Annotated in this window: 16 protein-coding genes and 1 pseudogene; 14 read left to right on the top strand and 3 right to left on the bottom strand. The window is 59.8% G+C overall.

Annotated elements, in window-relative coordinates; translation table 11 throughout:
- The first annotated feature begins 20 nt into the window (after positions 1-20).
- Complete coding sequence (locus ACO07T_RS15265) at positions 21-515, top strand: hypothetical protein (RefSeq protein ID WP_422050102.1); 495 nt, start codon at positions 21-23, stop codon at positions 513-515.
- Positions 516-640: 125 nt separating this feature from the next.
- On the opposite strand, the gene ACO07T_RS15260 is transcribed toward ACO07T_RS15265, so the two are convergent.
- Positions 641-796 (bottom strand): hypothetical protein, encoded by a 156-nt coding sequence (locus tag ACO07T_RS15260; protein ID WP_209062201.1) that lies wholly within the window; start codon positions 794-796, stop codon positions 641-643.
- A 481-nt stretch (positions 797-1,277) separates the two neighbouring features.
- Here ACO07T_RS15260 and ACO07T_RS15255 point away from each other — a divergent pair, with 481 nt between their 5' ends.
- On the top strand, positions 1,278-1,859 hold the full coding sequence (locus tag ACO07T_RS15255; RefSeq protein ID WP_209079025.1) for a YceI family protein: 582 nt from the start codon (positions 1,278-1,280) through the stop codon (positions 1,857-1,859).
- A gap of 364 nt (positions 1,860-2,223) precedes the next feature.
- Here ACO07T_RS15255 and ACO07T_RS15250 read toward each other — a convergent pair whose 3' ends face one another.
- A complete protein-coding gene (locus ACO07T_RS15250) occupies positions 2,224-3,426 on the bottom strand; it encodes a cytochrome b/b6 domain-containing protein (protein ID WP_422050101.1) in 1,203 nt (400 codons plus the stop codon).
- Positions 3,427-3,606: 180 nt separating this feature from the next.
- Here ACO07T_RS15250 and fabD point away from each other — a divergent pair, with 180 nt between their 5' ends.
- The 7 genes from fabD (at position 3,607) to mltG (ending at position 9,918) form a co-directional block, all read left to right on the top strand.
- Positions 3,607-4,545, top strand: a complete 939-nt coding sequence (gene fabD / locus ACO07T_RS15245) for an ACP S-malonyltransferase (protein WP_209086239.1) — start codon at positions 3,607-3,609, stop codon at positions 4,543-4,545.
- Positions 4,542-5,159 (top strand): alpha/beta hydrolase, encoded by a 618-nt coding sequence (locus tag ACO07T_RS15240; RefSeq protein WP_422050100.1) that lies wholly within the window; start codon positions 4,542-4,544, stop codon positions 5,157-5,159. The genes fabD and ACO07T_RS15240 overlap by 4 nt, the downstream gene beginning before the upstream one ends.
- Before the next feature lie 13 nt (positions 5,160-5,172).
- Complete coding sequence (gene fabG, locus ACO07T_RS15235) at positions 5,173-5,910, top strand: 3-oxoacyl-[acyl-carrier-protein] reductase (protein WP_209062213.1); 738 nt, start codon at positions 5,173-5,175, stop codon at positions 5,908-5,910.
- A gap of 238 nt (positions 5,911-6,148) precedes the next feature.
- The gene (locus tag ACO07T_RS15230) at positions 6,149-6,382 is read left to right on the top strand and encodes an acyl carrier protein (RefSeq protein ID WP_058240599.1); all 234 of its coding nucleotides are present in this window, start codon (positions 6,149-6,151) and stop codon (positions 6,380-6,382) included.
- Between the two features lie 153 nt (positions 6,383-6,535).
- On the top strand, positions 6,536-7,279 hold the full coding sequence (locus ACO07T_RS15225) for a HisA/HisF-related TIM barrel protein (RefSeq protein ID WP_209062215.1): 744 nt from the start codon (positions 6,536-6,538) through the stop codon (positions 7,277-7,279).
- Positions 7,280-7,507: 228 nt separating this feature from the next.
- Positions 7,508-8,767: a beta-ketoacyl-ACP synthase II gene (gene fabF, locus ACO07T_RS15220; protein ID WP_209079019.1), complete on the top strand. Its 1,260-nt coding sequence runs from the start codon at positions 7,508-7,510 to the stop codon at positions 8,765-8,767.
- Positions 8,767-9,918: an endolytic transglycosylase MltG gene (gene mltG / locus ACO07T_RS15215; protein ID WP_422050099.1), complete on the top strand. Its 1,152-nt coding sequence runs from the start codon at positions 8,767-8,769 to the stop codon at positions 9,916-9,918. Before fabF ends, mltG begins: the two co-directional genes overlap by 1 nt.
- Before the next feature lie 87 nt (positions 9,919-10,005).
- On the opposite strand, the gene ACO07T_RS15210 is transcribed toward mltG, so the two are convergent.
- Positions 10,006-10,179, bottom strand: coding sequence for a hypothetical protein (locus ACO07T_RS15210; protein WP_209062221.1), 174 nt, complete (start codon positions 10,177-10,179; stop codon positions 10,006-10,008).
- A 533-nt stretch (positions 10,180-10,712) separates the two neighbouring features.
- Between ACO07T_RS15210 and ACO07T_RS15205 the strand changes: the two genes are divergently transcribed.
- From ACO07T_RS15205 to ACO07T_RS15185, 5 genes and pseudogenes are all read left to right on the top strand, one after another.
- Positions 10,713-12,113, top strand: coding sequence for a DNA-packaging protein (locus ACO07T_RS15205; RefSeq protein ID WP_422050098.1), 1,401 nt, complete (start codon positions 10,713-10,715; stop codon positions 12,111-12,113).
- 138 nt (positions 12,114-12,251) lie between these two features.
- Positions 12,252-13,450, top strand: a pseudogene (locus tag ACO07T_RS15200) (phage portal protein).
- Positions 13,443-13,670 carry a GTA head formation protein, RCAP_rcc01685 family gene (locus ACO07T_RS15195; protein WP_422050097.1) on the top strand — a complete coding sequence of 76 codons (228 nt, stop codon included), beginning with the start codon at positions 13,443-13,445 and terminating at the stop codon, positions 13,668-13,670. Before ACO07T_RS15200 ends, ACO07T_RS15195 begins: the two are co-directional and overlap by 8 nt.
- Before the next feature lie 42 nt (positions 13,671-13,712).
- On the top strand, positions 13,713-14,252 hold the full coding sequence (locus tag ACO07T_RS15190; protein ID WP_422050096.1) for an HK97 family phage prohead protease: 540 nt from the start codon (positions 13,713-13,715) through the stop codon (positions 14,250-14,252).
- A gap of 33 nt (positions 14,253-14,285) precedes the next feature.
- Positions 14,286-15,467 carry a phage major capsid protein gene (locus ACO07T_RS15185; protein ID WP_422050095.1) on the top strand — a complete coding sequence of 394 codons (1,182 nt, stop codon included), beginning with the start codon at positions 14,286-14,288 and terminating at the stop codon, positions 15,465-15,467.
- The last annotated feature ends 82 nt before the right edge of the window (positions 15,468-15,549 follow it).

The following is a 15,549-nucleotide window of genomic DNA, read 5'->3' as shown; positions in this document are numbered from 1 at the left end:
GCGCATAGGAGACCGGGACAATGATGGCGATGACACAAATCGCAAATGAAGCACGCTCTCGCGTGGCTATGGTGGAAGGCAAGCGGCCTTCGCTTTCCGTACGCACAAGCGCTGTCGTGTTCGGCTTTGCTTTCATTTGGGCGGGTATCGGGCTTTGGCTGGTGCCGGGGCTGGATCTGACACCGATGATCCTGCTGTCAAAGATGGGCATTTCCATTCTGCTGGTGACCGCTGGAGTCGGGCTGACCCAGATTGCCACGCAAAAACCGCGTCAGGAGTTGCATTTTGATCAGCGTAACCGCCAGCTTCTGGTTTTTGAGGGATTGCCGCGTCGTCGCAAACATGTGGCGCAGGCCATCAACTACGAAGACATCGGGCGCGTTGATGTGAGTGACACACGCTTGACGGTGCTGGGCGCTGATGGGGGCGAAATTGTGGGGCTTCCGTTGGATGGGCCGCATGCCCGTTTGGACGCCATTGCGCAGCTGCGCAGCCAGACCATGTTGCCGCTTTAAGGGCAGCGGGTCGCGCGCCAATCCAGAATGTTAAGAGAGTGACTTGAGGTCGGCAGCCCGATGGGCTGGCGGCCTTTTTAATTTGTGCTGGCTTTGAAGGCTTGCAGGTGTGGCCCCGATCCCGATCAGGCGGAGGGGGGCTTTTGGTTTGCGGTTTCGTTTTTCTTCTTCTTTTCCTGATCATGGTGCCACTTGATGGCGTAGAACATACCAATGCCTAACACGATGATCTTAAAGGGAAAGAATACCAAAGGGAAAAGATCTACCCAACCCAGTTCCATTGCATATTTCCAATCTGTTTCAGGACGCTCTTTGCTTGAGAGGCGCTATCTCATGGCGGCGGCACTCAACATCCGCCACATTGACGCAGGCCCCACGGCAGGCTTGTGCGCTGCCTCATATAGGGAGGATGATCTGCCACCTCAACCGGACGCGGGCAGGGCGTTTGCAAGCGCTATATAAGGGGAGCCTTGACTTCGTGTGCGCGTTCCCTGTGCGGGTTTTAACGGCAGCGCGAGGTAAGTCGATGAAATGCGTCAAATTCAAACAACCTGAAGTGATATGGCTAGGCTGAAATTCGCTCACACTGGAAGCCTCTTATTTTATTGGGGAATGGCGCGTTTTGTGCGGTCATGCGGGGGTGTCTTCACGGAAATGTTCACAAAAGCACAGTGGTTGTGGGTTTACGTAGAATTGCGATTGGGAGAAGTCTCGGCACATTGCTAGTATCACATCGTTATTGATCCATTTTGGAGAGACCCCATGAAACGCACCCTTTTTGCCGCTGGCCTCGCATTGGCCGCCGTCACCGCAACCTCCGCTGTTGCCGCGCCTGAGAAATACGTGCTCGACGCATCGCACAGCCAGATCCTGTTCTCTTACAACCACCTGGGGTATTCCACGACCTGGGGCATGTTCTCCGGCTTTGAAGGTGAGATCATGTTTGACAAGGAAGATCCGTCTGCAAGCTCCGTGTCTGTGTCCATGCCTGTGAAATCCATGTTCACCGGTTGGGAAAAGCGTGACGCGCACTTCATGAGCGGTGATTTCTTTGATGCGGCGGATGATGAGCTGGTGAGCTTCTCCTCGACCGGCATCGAAGTGACCGGCGACAACACCGCCCTGATCACCGGTGATCTGACCCTGAACGGTGTGACCAAATCCGTGGTACTGGACGCGCAACTGAATGCAGCCAGTGAGCACCCAATGGCGAAAAAGCCATGGGCGGGTTTCAATGCGACCACCACGCTGAAGCGCACCGACTATGACGTGGGCAACTTCGCGCCGTTTGTGAGCGACGAAGTGGAAGTGCAGATTTCTGTTGAGGCGATGAAAGCGGAATAAACGCTTCCTACGCGAGAGTTTGAGAGGGCTGCCTGAGAGGGCGGCCCTTTTTTGTGTCTTTTAGGGCATTGTCGGAAGGTTCTGCAGTGCCTGAAGCTGATCACATAGGCCAGCCCCTGACCCTGGGTGGGGGTGAAGCCCCCTCCCGTGGGGAGGGCCCGTAGAGATGAACTGAGGCTGGTCGGCTGCGCCGCCCACGAGAGGATTGAGGTTTCGAGAACCTTGCGGCCAAGGTGGCGCTCTTACGTGCTGAGGGGGCAAGGTTTGTGCGTTGCGTTACAGAGCGAGAAACTACGCTGCTTTTGAGACGCAAAAAAAGGCCGCCCGGATTGGGCGGCCTTTGTGGTTGTGACGTGCGAGAAACTTACTGCCCGCGCGTTGCGGTCAGGTTGACGGTGACGGCGACGCCAAAGCCCAGCGAGCTTTCGTCGGTCATCGTATCCCCTACGTGAAAGCTGCGGCGATCAAGCTCCAGCGCGCCGGTCATTTCTGCGGAGTCGCCATCCAGTGTGAGCGTGAAGGGCAGGGTGGTTGGCACCTCATGTCCGCTGAGCGCCAATGTTCCTTCGGCGATGTAGCCTGTTTCGGCAGCCAGCAAGTCGGCGGTGAAGATCGCGGTGGGGTGCTCTGAGGCATTCAGATAATCCGCGCCAAGGGCCTGATCGGTGACTGACCCAAGGGTGAGCGAGCCGATGGCAATGGTCACAGTCACACTGCCGTGCGTGCCCTCGGTCGCGGTTTCGTCAAAGGCGATCTCGGCGGTCCAGTCAGCGAAGCTACCGATCACTTCGCTGCCAAATTGCTGCACAGCGATGCCGAGCGTGCCGGATTGCACCTGCCATTCGGAGGCCACTTCGGCGAGTTCCGCAGCGGGTTCGGCCCCTTCGGCTGGTGCAAAGATCCCAGAGAACGCGCCAACATAAAGCGCTGCGGCCCAGACGGTTGCGGCGCCAAGGAAAGGCAGGGTGTGGCCGGGCTGTTGGGCGGGCGTGTCCGACAGATCCGGGGTGCCGGGCAGCATGCGCTGGAGCGTTTTGTCTTTGTCCACGATGGCGTGTTTCAATGCGCCGCCAATATGGGCCAGCAGGGTCAGCACCAAGAGGAGCATGAAGACATAGTGCAAGGCTCCCAGAGTTTCGGCCAGCACAGGATCTTTGGGGATAAAGAACAGGGATTGCCCAAAGGGCCACCAGATCGGGGCAAAGCCGGTGGTCGCTGCGTGGTGCATCCAGCCGGTCAGAGGCACAAGCACCATTGCGCCATAGAGCACCCAATGCGCGGTCTCCGCGGCCAGCGCCTCAAGCCTGTGATCGCCGTTGAGCAATTTGGGGCGCGGCTGGGTGAAGGCCCAGAGAATACGCAGGACCGCCACCAAAAACGCGGTGAGGCCGATGGTTTTATGCAAAGAGAAGAGCGTGGCCTTAAAGGCGAGCTGCGCGCTGTCCTCATAGGGGGCCTGATGGGCGAAGTAGCCAACCGCCAGCGCACTGACGATCAGGAGGGCGGTGAGCCAGTGAAATGTCTTGGCGACACTGCCATAGCGGGCAGCGGTGTTGGAGCGCGACATGTAAAAACCTCTTATATACGTTGGCTCTAGAGTGGCGGTTGTGGGGCTGTGGCGCAACCGGCGCTCATGCACAAGTGAGGTGCGCGTCTGCGCAGTGCGGCGTGGGTTAACGCTCTATTGACGTTGCGTGGGGCTTTTCTGCGGGGTATGTCGGTTCAAATACCTTTGAGGAGAGCCAGAATGAGCCGTGCATTTGTATTTCCGGGCCAAGGGGCCCAGACCATTGGAATGGGCAAGGCGCTGGCCGAAGCCTATCCAGAGGCACAAGCGATTTTCAACGAGGTGGATGACGCGCTCGGGGACAACCTGAGCAAGCTCATCTGGGAAGGGGATCAGGAGACGCTGACCCTGACGCAGAATGCGCAGCCTGCCTTGATGGCGACCTCGCTGGCGGCGATGACGGCGCTTTATGTAGAGGGCATTGCGGTGACCGATGCGTCCTGTGTTGCTGGTCACAGCCTTGGCGAATATTCCGCACTGGCGGCGGCAGGTGCCATCAGCGTGGGCGACACCGCGCGCCTTCTTCGGACCCGTGGTCAGGCGATGCAGGCAGCGGTGCCTGTGGGTGAAGGCGCAATGGCGGCGATCCTCGGCCTTGATTTTGCAGCGGTGCAAGAAGTGGCTGAAGCGGCGGCTGAAGGAGAGGTCTGTCAGGCGGCCAATGACAACGACCCAACACAGGTTGTGGTGTCCGGTGCCAAGGCCGCTGTTGAGCGGGCGGCGGAGATTGCCAAGGAAAAAGGCGCACGCCGTGCGGTGATGCTGCCGGTCAGCGCACCGTTCCATTGCGCGCTGATGCAGCCGGCAGCCGATGTGATGGCTGAGGCGCTGGCAAATGTAGAGATCAAAGCGCCGGCGGTGCCGCTGTTTGCAAACGTGCGCGCGGCAGCGGTGCGCGATCCCGATGAAATCCGCAAGCTGCTGGTGGAGCAGGTGACCGGCTCTGTGCGCTGGCGCGAATCGGTGATCAATATGGCCGCGGATGGTGTGACGGAATTCTGGGAAATCGGCGCAGGTAAGGCGCTTTCGGGCATGATCCGCAAGATTGACCGCAACAATGCGGTGCGCGCGGTGGGGACGCCTGATGATGTGCTGGCGGCTGTGGCCAGCCTCAAATGATCCAACCCAAGCTGAAACGGCGTTTTCTGGCTGGGGCGGCGGCGCTTGGCGTCGCCGTTGTGACGGGCTGCACGCATTTGCAGGTGGCCTACCTCAATTCCTATGACAGCATTGCGTTTGAGCCTTCAGGGGATGACCTTTTGGTGTCAGGCACGCTCAATCAGTTCAGCCTTGCGTCGTTTGAGCAGGCGATTGCCGAAAATCCGGAGACCACGCGCCTTGTGCTGATGTATGTGCCCGGATCGGTGGACGATGAGACCAACCTGAAGCTCGGCAACCGGGTGCGTGATCTGGGTCTGGACACGCATCTGACTGCGGACAGCGAAGTGCATTCCGGCGGGACGGATCTGTTTCTGGCAGGTGTGGAGCGCTCCATGGAAGAGGGCGCGATCATCGGGGTGCACAGCTGGGCCGAAGGCAATCGCGCGGGGGCGGACTTTCCAAAGGATGACCCTGTTCACGAAAGCTATGTGAGCTATACCGCACGCATGTTGGGCAGTGCAGATTTCTATTGGTTCACGCTTGACGCGGCACCTGTAGAAGACACTTACATTATGACACCGGCAGACATTGCCAAATACGGGCTTTTGACCAAGCCTGTGGTGAAAAACTGAGAGAGACAGAACTATGTTTGATCTGACTGGAAAAACCGCGCTGGTGACCGGCGCATCGGGTGGCATCGGCGGCGCGATTGCCAAGGCGCTGCATGACGCGGGCGCAACCGTGGGCCTGTCTGGCACACGTGTGGAGCCGCTTGAGGCGCTGGCAGCTGAGCTGGGAGAGCGCGCGCATGTGCTGCCGTGCAACCTGAGCGACTCAGAGGCGGTGGATGCGCTGCCAAAGCAGGCCATCGAGGCGATGGGCAGCGTGGATATTCTGGTGAACAACGCGGGCATCACCCGTGACCAGATTTTCATGCGCATGTCTGACGAAGAATGGCAGAGCGTGATCGACGTGAACCTGACCAGCGCGATGCGCCTGTGCCGCGGTGTGATGCGTCCGATGATGAAATCCCGCTGGGGCCGGATCATCAACATCAGCTCTATTGTTGGTGCGACCGGCAACCCGGGGCAGGCGAACTATGCCGCCTCCAAGGCCGGGCTCGTTGGTCTGACCAAATCCATTGCTTATGAGGTGGCGAGTCGCGGAATCACAGCCAATGCTGTGGCGCCGGGCTTTATTGCGACAGCGATGACCGACAAGCTGACCGACGATCAGAAAGACAAGATCAACGGGCAGATTCCGGCGGCGCGCATGGGCACCTCCGAGGAAATCGCTGCGGCTGTGCTGTATTTGGCAAGTGCTGAAGCAGGTTATGTGACAGGCACCACCTTGCATGTGAACGGTGGCATGGCCATGTTGTGACCGTGCGCGGCCCGCGAAAACGGGCTGCAGCTGTCGCTGGGGAAAGCGTTTGCCTTGTGAGGTGGATGTGTTATAGGCGGCGAGTATTTTCCGGGTGCCCCCTAATTATGCAGAGGGCGGACGGAGACCTTCCGGGACGACCGGACCAGAACCGTCCCGGTTGGGGCACAAATCAGACCCATCTAAAATGATGGGAATTCAAACGGGCCAACACGCCCAAGACGAATGAGGAATTGACATGAGCGACGTCGCAGACCGCGTGAAAAAGATCGTTGTAGAGCACCTGGGTGTGGAAGAGGACAAAGTCGTTGAAGCAGCGTCCTTCATCGACGATCTGGGCGCAGACAGCCTCGACACCGTGGAACTGGTGATGGCTTTTGAAGAAGAGTTCGGCATCGAGATCCCGGACGACGCAGCCGAAACCATCCAGACCTTCGGCGACGCGGTCAAATTCATCTCCGAAGCTTCCTAAGCTCTTCGAGATAACTTTTGTGAAACGGCGCTTCCCTCAGGGAGGCGCCGTTTTGCTGTCGTGTCTGCGAGTTTGCGCGACGTTTTTTTTGCCTTGCTGTGTTCTTTGGGTGGTAAACTGGCCTCATAAAGTTTGCTGGAGGAGATTTCCGCAATGATGATTTACCCCACAATGGAACTTCTGGACGGTCGCTGCGTGACCTTGGACAAAGGCGATCTGGACAGCCCGCAGATTTGGCATGTGGACCCGGTGGAAACGGCCAAAGGGTTTGCCGCATCCGGCGCAGAATGGATGCATTTGACGGATTTCAACGCGGTTCAGGGCAGTGATCAAAATGCCGAGCTAGTTGAAGAAATTATTCGCGGGGCCGGGCTGCCTGTGCAATTGGGCGGCGGTATGCGCTCCCGTGAGCAGGTGGAGCACTGGATCGAGAAAGGCGCGGGCCGGATCGTGCTGGGCACCATGGCGGCCTATGACCCCAATACGGCGATTGAACTGGCGCATGCCCATCCGGACCAGATCGTGCTGGCGGTGGATGTCTGGCAGGGGCAGGTGATGACGGAAGGCTGGCGCAAGGCAGGGGCCTTTGACCCGATTGCCTATGTGAACGCCTTCTCCGAAGCGCCTTTCGCCGGCATCGTTGTGACCGATATCGATAGCGACATGACCGATGTTGAGGCGCAGCTTGGTCTGATCTCTGGCATCGCAGAGCAAAGCCGCTGGCCAGTGACCGCAAGCGGCGTGGTGCGCGGCGCGGATGATATCTCCCGCCTGAAGTATGATCCGAACATCCAGGGCGTTTTGATTGGGCGCGCCTTGTTCCACAAGTCGCTGACTGTGGAAGAGGCCCTTGAAGTGGCCAAGCCAGAACCGGAGGCGGTGGCGGAGTTCCTGTAACACCCGTTTCTGTCTCTGAGCACTTTGCGTTTTTACGGATTGCGCTGCCCGACCGCTCCCTTCCTCCCCTCTGTGGTCTCAACAGCAGCGCAATTCGGCCCTTCGGGGTAAACGCAAAGTGCCTTAAGCGTGCGATATCAGCAAAAGCCAGCGCACGCGCTCTTGCACGCCACAGGCAATCCAAGCTATTTGGGTGGGCAAATTGCCAAAGGCTAGGAGAGCAATGAAATGCGTCGAGTAGTAGTCACCGGTCTCGGTCTGGTCACCCCGCTGGCGTCGGGCGTGGAAGAAAGCTGGACACGTATTCTGGACGGTCAGTCCGGTGCGGGCACCATCACCCGTTTTGATCCTGAGCGTGTGACCACCAAATACGCCTGCGAAGTGCCCTATGGCGATGGCAGCGACGGCACCTTCAATCCTGATGATTGGATGGCTCCGAAAGAGCGCCGCAAGGTGGATGATTTTATTCTCTATGGTCTGGCCGCTTCGCAGATGGCTGTGGAAGATTCCGGCTGGAAACCAGAAGACACCGAGGCGCTGGAGCGCACCGGTGTGATGATTGGCTCCGGCATCGGTGGCCTGCAGTCGATTGAGCAGACCACTCTGCTGCTAAACGAAAAAGGCCCGCGCCGTGTGTCTCCGTTCTTTATTCCCGGCGCGCTGATCAACCTGATCTCCGGTCAGGTGAGCATCAAATACGGCTTTAAAGGCCCCAACCATGCGGTTGTGACGGCCTGTTCGACCGGCGCGCACGCCATTGGTGACGCGGCCCGTCTGATTGCTTCTGACGATGCGGATGTGATGGTTGCCGGTGGCGCCGAAGCGGCGATCTGTGAGATCGGCATTGCGGGCTTTAACGCCTGTAAGGCGCTCTCCACCAAATATGAAGATGACCCCAAGAAAGCCTCGCGCCCCTATGATGCGGACCGCGATGGTTTTGTGATGGGCGAAGGTGCTGGCATTGTGGTGCTGGAAGAATATGAGCACGCCAAGGCGCGCGGTGCGAAAATCTATGCCGAGGTGCTGGGCTATGGCCTGTCTGGTGACGCCTACCACATCACCGCACCTTCTGAGACTGGCGAAGGTGGCGAACGCTCCATGCGTGCCGCGCTGAAGAAAGCGGGTCTTGAGCCGAAAGATCTGGATTACATCAACGCGCATGGCACCTCGACCATGGCCGACACCATCGAGCTTGGCGCAGTTGAGCGCCTGATGGGCGAGCACGCGGGCAAGGTGACCATGTCGTCGACCAAATCCATGACCGGCCACTTGCTCGGCGCTGCGGGCGCGATTGAAGCGATCTTCTCGATCCTTGCGATCCGCGATCAGGTGGCACCGCCCACCATCAACCTCGACAGCCAAGCGGTTGAGACGCCTGTGGATCTGGCACCGAACCAGAAGCGTGAGCGCGAAATCAATGTGGCGCTGTCCAACAGCTTCGGCTTTGGTGGCACCAACGCATCGGTGATCTTCGGGAAGGTCGGCTGATGTGGCGCGCTGTCGCGTCTAACGCGCTGACGCTTTTGATTGTGGCGCTGTTCCTTCTGGGCGGCGTCATTCTCTTTGGGCAGTCCACTTACCGGGCCACGGGTCCGCTCACAGAGCCTGTGTGCCTGCGGGTGCAGAGCGGTTCGAACATGAGCCGTGTCTCGCAAGACCTTGAAAAAAGAGGCGCAATTGCCAACGGGATGCTGTTCCGTCTGGGGGCGGATTACTCCGACAAGGCCGACCAGCTGAAAGCCGGTGCATTTCTGGTGCCTGCTGGCGCGTCGATGGAAGAGATCGTTGACATCGTCACGCGCGGCGGGGCGAGCACCTGCGGCACCGAGATTGTCTATCGCGTTGGCGTGAGACGCAAGGTTGTGCAGGTGCGTGAGCTGGACCCAGCCACCGGCAGATTTGTGGAAGTGGCCTCCTTCAACCCTGCAGAAGAGACCGCGCCGTCTGAGTTCACCCGCGTGCGCGCGGAGTCGGACACACGCTACCGTATTGCCGTGGCCGAAGGTGTGACCAGCTGGCAGGTGATGGATTCTCTGAACAACATCGATCTGCTGACAGGCGAGATTGAGCGCCCTCTTGAGGGGAGCCTTGCACCAGACAGCTATGAGGTGCGTGTCGGGGACACTCGGGAAAGCGTGATTGCACGGATGCAGAAGGCGCAAGAGGTGCTGGTGGCAGCTGCGTGGGAAAGCCGCGCAGAGGGTGTGCCGCTGGATAGTGCCGAGGAGCTTTTGATCCTTGCCTCCATCATTGAAAAAGAGACTGGTGTGCCCGAAGAGCGCCGTCAGGTGGCCAGCGTGTTTGCCAACCGTCTGGACCGCGGCATGCGCCTGCAGACTGACCCGACGGTGATCTATGGTGTGACCGAGGGTGTTGGTGTGCTGGGCCGTGGATTGCGCCAAAGCGAACTGCGCCGCGAAACCCCTTGGAATACCTATGTGATCCAAGGGTTGCCACCCACACCGATTGCAAACCCGGGACGTGCAAGTCTTGAGGCTGCTGCCAATCCGGATCAGACGCCCTACATCTTCTTTGTGGCGGATGGGACCGGCGGACACGCTTTTGCGACGACCTTGTCGGAGCACAATCAGAACGTCGCCAAGTGGCGCCAGATCGAGGCCGAACGAGCCAACCAGTAAGGCCTGACACAGACAAAACCAAAAACGCGGCTCCCGATTGGGGCCGCGTTTTTTGTTTTTATGGCTCCGCAGGACCCAGAGAGAAATTTAGCAAATGTCCTCTGGGCGCATTTCCATCTCCACTTCGATGGGCGCTGGTTTCTGAAAGGTATTGGTGATGGCATCTGCCGCCGGACCTGCCTGCACAGTGATGAGCAGCAGCGCAGCGGCGAGCGCCAGTTTTCCGCGCCATGACAGCTTGGAAAGAAAAGTCGTACCCATGACTTGGTCCCTCAAAATGACACTTTGAGCACCCCACCTCACAAACCTCTACAAATCGATAAGGTCCGGAATGTGGCGCATTGCCCGGCATCAGGAAACACAGCGTTTCCGGGTTTGCAAAGCGGATGCGCAACGGTCTGCGCACGCTGCGTTAAGTGTCTGCAAAGGCGTGAAATATTGACTTGAGGCACGGTGCTTCATAGCGTTTGGGCCATGCTGGACCACCTCTGGTTGGCGGCTTTCTGCCGAAAGCGCGGGCCGGATGAGGACTTATGCGGAGGGGATCACTGCGCATGAGAGGCGATGAGCACCAATGACACATTATTTTCCGCCCCCGGGCGCGCGCACGCTTGATCCTGAATTGGGCGTGCTTCGGAAGACTTTGTCCGATCTTAACCAAGATCTGCTGCGTGTGCATAACGCGCTGCGCGCAGAGGATTGGGCACAGTTTGACGAGGCAACGCAGGTCTATGGGCATCTGCGGCAGTGCATCCGGTTGGCCTTATTGATGGAGGCAGACTTTGAAGAACGCGATGCAAAACAGGGCTATGCCGCCCGAAGCAGCCCCCTTGACCTCGATGCGGCACGAACTTCGATCCGGTGCCGCCTGGATCGCCTCCGAACCTGCCGAGGTTCAGGCGGCTTTTCTGGACAGTCTGAGTGAGGGGGAGCTGTTGGCGCTCCCCTTTTTGTTTGATTTCTGGGCGCTGCCGCATCAGCTGCCGCCCGAAGGCGACTGGAAGACCTGGGTGATCCTGGGAGGGCGCGGGGCAGGCAAAACGCGCGCGGGGGCTGAATGGGTGCGCAGCATGGTTGAAGGCGCGCGGCCGCAGGATCTGGGGCAGGCGCGGCGGGTGGCTCTGGTCGGGGAGACCATCGATCAGGTGCGCGAAGTGATGATTTTTGGCGAAAGCGGGCTGATTGCCTGTGCGCCGCCGGATCGGCGGCCTGTTTGGGAGGCGGCGCGGCGCAGGCTTGTCTGGCCCAATGGGGCGATTGCGCAGGCGTTTTCTGCGCATGATCCGGAGAGCCTGCGCGGACCGCAATTTGATGCGGCCTGGGTGGATGAGCTGGCAAAGTGGCGCAACGCGCAGGCGACGTGGGACATGTTGCAGTTTGCGCTACGGCTTGGCGAAAACCCGCAGCAGGTGGTGACAACAACGCCGCGCAATGTGGGTGTGCTCAAGAAACTGCTGAAGGTGGACAGCACGGTGCAGACCAGCGCGCCGACTGAGGCCAACAGGGCGTATCTGGCAGAGAGTTTCCTGCGAGAAGTCGAGGCGCGTTATGCCGGTACGCGGCTGGGACGGCAGGAGCTGGCCGGAGAGCTGCTGGAGGACATGGACGGCGCGCTCTGGACGCATAGCCAGCTGGAGGGCCTCAGATGCGAGGCACTGCCGGAGATGGACCGGATTGTGGTGGCGGTGGATCCGCCGGTGAGCGGCCATGCGGGATCTGATGAATGCGGGATCATTGTGGTGGGGGTCTGCACCAAGGGGCCAGTGCAAGAGTGGCGGGCCTGTGTGCTCGATGACGTGAGCGTGCGGGCCGCCAGCCCGGATGCCTGGGCGCGGGTGGCGCTGACGGCGATGGAAAGCTGGGGTGCAGACCGGCTGGTGGCAGAGGTCAATCAGGGCGGGGATCTGGTGCAAGCGGTCATCAATCAGTTTGACCCGTTGGTGCCTTACAAAGCGGTGCGCGCCAGCCGCGGAAAGGCTGCGCGGGCTGAGCCTGTGGCGGCGCTTTATGAACAAGCGCGTGTGACCCATATGGCCGGGCTTGAGGCGCTCGAAGATCAGATGTGTGAAATGACCACGCAGGGTTTCGTGGGGCAAGGCAGCCCGGATCGCGTGGATGCGCTGGTCTGGGCCTTGCACGAGTTGATCATTGCGCCATCGGCACATTGGCGGCGGCCGCGACTGCGTGAGCTGTGAGCTGCGCAACACCGACCGTGCGATCAGGAAGTCGCAAGTTAAGACAAATTTTAGATACCTGTCAGGGTCAAAGCGCGAAACGTCAAACGCCTGGCGGGATGCGACAGCGCAAGAGCCTTCAGAATGGGAGCGTCATAAATGCTAGGAAAGATCTTTCAGCGTGGCACAGAGCCAAAGGCTCCCGTGACAGCGACGCCTGAGAAGAAGGCAAGCGCCACGGGGCCGGTTGTGGCCTGGCACGGTGCGGGGCGTGTGGCCTGGAGCCCGCGCGATACGGTATCGCTCACGCGCACAGGCTTTGCGGGCAATCCGGTGGGATTTCGCTGTGTCCGGATGATTGCCGAGGCCGCAGCGGCCTTGCCTGTGGTCTTGCAGGACAGCCGCGCACGCTTTGACGATCATCCCATTCTGGCGCTTTTGGCGCGGCCCAATGGCGGGCAGGGACATGCAGAGTTGTTTGAGGCGCTTTACGGGCAGTTGCTGCTTTCGGGCAATGGCTATGTCGAAGCGGTTTCCGGTGCGGCGGAGGCGCCTGCAGAGCTGCATGTGCTGCGCTCTGACCGCATGAGTGTGATGCCGGGCAATGACGGCTGGCCGATTGCCTATGAGTACGCGGTGGGCGCGCGCAAACATCGGTTTGCGGTGGGGGATGTCTCTCCGATTTGCCATATCAAGATGTTTCACCCTCAGGACGATCACTATGGGTTGTCGCCATGCAGCCGGCGGCGATGGCGATGGATGTGCACAACAGCGCCTCGCGCTGGTCCAAAGCCTTGCTCGACAATGCGGCGCGACCTTCTGGCGCGATTGTCTACAAGGGGCATGAGGGGCAGGGCAGTCTGAGCAATGATCAATATGACCGGCTGGTGAGCGAAATGGAGAGCCACCATCAGGGCGCGCGTAATGCGGGGCGGCCGATGCTGCTGGAAGGTGGGTTGGATTGGAAACCCATGGGGTTTTCACCAAGCGACATGGAGTTTCAGAAAACCAAAGAGGCAGCGGCGCGGGAGATTGCCCTGGCCTTTGGCGTGCCGCCGATGCTGCTTGGTATCCCCGGAGACGCGACCTATGCGAATTATCAGGAGGCGAACCGCGCTTTCTACCGCCTGACGGTGTTGCCTCTGGCGAGCCGGGTCACGGCAGCGGTGGGGACTTGGCTGACGCAACATACCGGCGAGGCTTTGCAGCTCAAACCAGACCTCGATCAGGTGCCGGCCTTGGCACCGGAGCGAGAGGCGCATTGGACCCGCATCGCGGGGGCGGATTTTCTGAGCGAGGCGGAGAAACGCGCGATGCTGGGTCTGCCCGCACGCGCGGCTGAGGATGCCGATGCATGAGCCGCGCTACGGGTTTGAGCATTTTGACTGTGCGCCGGGACTGCGGCTTGAGGCGCATGAGCGGGTGGCGAAATTGCAGTTTGATAGTTTGAACCGCCGTTTGGACAAGATTGAGCAGCTGATGGAGCGCTTGGAGCGGCGGCTCTGGTTGACGGTATACGGCGTGGTTGGCGTGATCCTGTCTCAGGCCGTCCAGTCGCTGATGAGCGTGACGCCGTGAGGCGCGTTTGGCGAAGTGAGAGGGAAGCGGATGCAGCAACAGATGGAACTTGAAACCAAATTCGCGCGCGTTGGAAAGGGGCTGACGGTGGAAGACGGCAATGTGATTGCCGGATACGCCAGCCTGTTTGATGCGCCAGACCAGGGTGGCGATGTGGTGCAACGCGGTGCCTACGCCAAGTCGTTGAAGGCGCTCTCAAAAAGCGGACGTCAGGTGAAGATGCTGTGGCAGCACGATCCGCGTGAGCCGATTGGCATCTGGGATGAGGTGCGTGAGGACGGCAAGGGGCTGTGGGTCAAGGGGCGACTGCTGGAGAGCGTGGCCAAAGGCCGTGAAGCGATGGCTTTGATTGCGGCCGGTGCGATTGACGGATTGTCGATTGGCTACCGCACGCAGAAGGCGGCGAAGAGTGCAAAAGGCCAAAGGCTTTTGCAGGAGCTTGAGCTTTGGGAGGTGTCATTGGTGACGTTTCCGATGCTGCCAAGCGCGCGGCTGACCGCGAAGGAGGACGGCGCGATGCCTGCATTGCGGGCGATGGTGGCTGCGTTTGAAGACGCCAGCCGTGTGATGACAGCGCGTTAGAGCGCGCGAAACAACAGAAGCGAGAACAGGAAGATGTCGAAAACCGAGACCGAGTCTCGGATCGGAGAAGATGTGTCTTCGATCCAGGATGTGACCGATGCGGTGGAGAAATTCACCAGCGATCTGAGTGCCTTCACAGGTGACATTCAAGCAGAATTGAAACAGCAGAAAGAGCGATTGACCATGTTAGAGCGCAAATCCATTTCCGCGGCGCGGCCGCATCTGGCCGCAGCCACCGACTTTGACGCGCCCCATCAGAAGGCTTTTGACGCCTATTTGCGCACTGGGGAAGATGACGGGCTGCGCGGGCTTGAGCTTGAGGGAAAGGCGATGTCCTCAAGTGTGAACAGCGATGGCGGCTATCTGGTGGATCCGCAAACCGCAGAGACCATCAAATCCGTGCTCAACAGCACCGCGAGTATTCGCGCGATTGCCAATGTGGTGACGGTTGAGGCGGGCTCTTACGATGTGCTGATTGACAGCTCTGATGTGGGCGCGGGCTGGGCGGATGAGACCAGCGCGACCGCTGAAACCGGCACGCCCAATATCGAGCGCATCGCCATTCCGCTGCATGAGCTTTCCGCCCTGCCCAAGGCCTCACAGCGTCTGTTGGATGACAGTGCTTTTGACATTGAAGGCTGGCTTGCGGGTCGGATCGCCGACAAGTTTGCCCGCGCGGAAGCGGCGGCCTTCATCAACGGGGACGGCGTGGACAAACCCACCGGGATCATGACCCATCCCACCGTTGCCGAAGCAAGCTGGAGCTGGGGCAACATCGGTTATGTTGCCACGGGTGCGGACGGGGATTTCAACGGTGCGGATGCGCTGGTGGAATTGGTCTATGCGCTTGGGGCGCAGTATCGCGCCAATGGCAGTTTCGTGATGAATTCCAAGACCGCCGGAGCGGTGCGCAAGTTGAAAGACGCGGACGGGCGCTTCCTGTGGTCAGACGGGTTGGCGGCGGGGGAGCCGGCGCGATTGCTCGGCTATCCGGTGCTGATTGCCGAAGATATGCCTGACATTGCCAGCGGCGCAGATGCCATTGCCTTTGGAGATTTTGCGGCGGGCTACACTGTGGCGGAGCGGCCTGATCTGCGCGTGCTGCGCGATCCCTTCAGCGCAAAACCGCATGTGCTTTTCTATGCCACCAAACGCATTGGCGGAGACGTGAGCGATTTTGCGGCGATCAAATTTTTGCGGTTTGCCTTGTCGTAATTCCCGGGTGGGCGCGGGGGTGATCCTCCAAGCCCCGGGCGCGCGTCGGACTGCGTCACGTTGTCTGGCTTACCCCCTCCGT

Source organism: Shimia sp. (assembly GCF_965227725.1).
GTDB lineage: Bacteria > Pseudomonadota > Alphaproteobacteria > Rhodobacterales > Rhodobacteraceae > Shimia.
Note: the sequence above shows the minus strand (reverse complement) of the source record. Positions and strands in the feature narration are given on the sequence as shown.

Excerpts from the sequence above, each read along its gene's own strand:
- ACO07T_RS15250 (WP_422050101.1), bottom strand. The coding sequence starts at position 3,426 with ATGTCGCGCTCCAACACCGCTGCCCGCTATGGCAGTGTCGCCAAGACA.
- mltG (WP_422050099.1), top strand. The coding sequence starts at position 8,767 with ATGTGGCGCGCTGTCGCGTCTAACGCGCTGACGCTTTTGATTGTGGCG.
- fabD (WP_209086239.1), top strand. The coding sequence starts at position 3,607 with ATGAGCCGTGCATTTGTATTTCCGGGCCAAGGGGCCCAGACCATTGGA.
- fabF (WP_209079019.1), top strand. The coding sequence starts at position 7,508 with ATGCGTCGAGTAGTAGTCACCGGTCTCGGTCTGGTCACCCCGCTGGCG.
- ACO07T_RS15205 (WP_422050098.1), top strand. The coding sequence starts at position 10,713 with ATGCAAAACAGGGCTATGCCGCCCGAAGCAGCCCCCTTGACCTCGATG.
- ACO07T_RS15225 (WP_209062215.1), top strand. The coding sequence starts at position 6,536 with ATGATGATTTACCCCACAATGGAACTTCTGGACGGTCGCTGCGTGACC.
- ACO07T_RS15230 (WP_058240599.1), top strand. The coding sequence starts at position 6,149 with ATGAGCGACGTCGCAGACCGCGTGAAAAAGATCGTTGTAGAGCACCTG.
- ACO07T_RS15255 (WP_209079025.1), top strand. The coding sequence starts at position 1,278 with ATGAAACGCACCCTTTTTGCCGCTGGCCTCGCATTGGCCGCCGTCACC.
- ACO07T_RS15190 (WP_422050096.1), top strand. The coding sequence starts at position 13,713 with ATGGAACTTGAAACCAAATTCGCGCGCGTTGGAAAGGGGCTGACGGTG.
- ACO07T_RS15260 (WP_209062201.1), bottom strand. The coding sequence starts at position 796 with ATGGAACTGGGTTGGGTAGATCTTTTCCCTTTGGTATTCTTTCCCTTT.
- ACO07T_RS15265 (WP_422050102.1), top strand. The coding sequence starts at position 21 with ATGATGGCGATGACACAAATCGCAAATGAAGCACGCTCTCGCGTGGCT.
- ACO07T_RS15185 (WP_422050095.1), top strand. The coding sequence starts at position 14,286 with ATGTCGAAAACCGAGACCGAGTCTCGGATCGGAGAAGATGTGTCTTCG.
- ACO07T_RS15195 (WP_422050097.1), top strand. The coding sequence starts at position 13,443 with ATGCATGAGCCGCGCTACGGGTTTGAGCATTTTGACTGTGCGCCGGGA.
- ACO07T_RS15210 (WP_209062221.1), bottom strand. The coding sequence starts at position 10,179 with ATGGGTACGACTTTTCTTTCCAAGCTGTCATGGCGCGGAAAACTGGCG.
- fabG (WP_209062213.1), top strand. The coding sequence starts at position 5,173 with ATGTTTGATCTGACTGGAAAAACCGCGCTGGTGACCGGCGCATCGGGT.
- ACO07T_RS15240 (WP_422050100.1), top strand. The coding sequence starts at position 4,542 with ATGATCCAACCCAAGCTGAAACGGCGTTTTCTGGCTGGGGCGGCGGCG.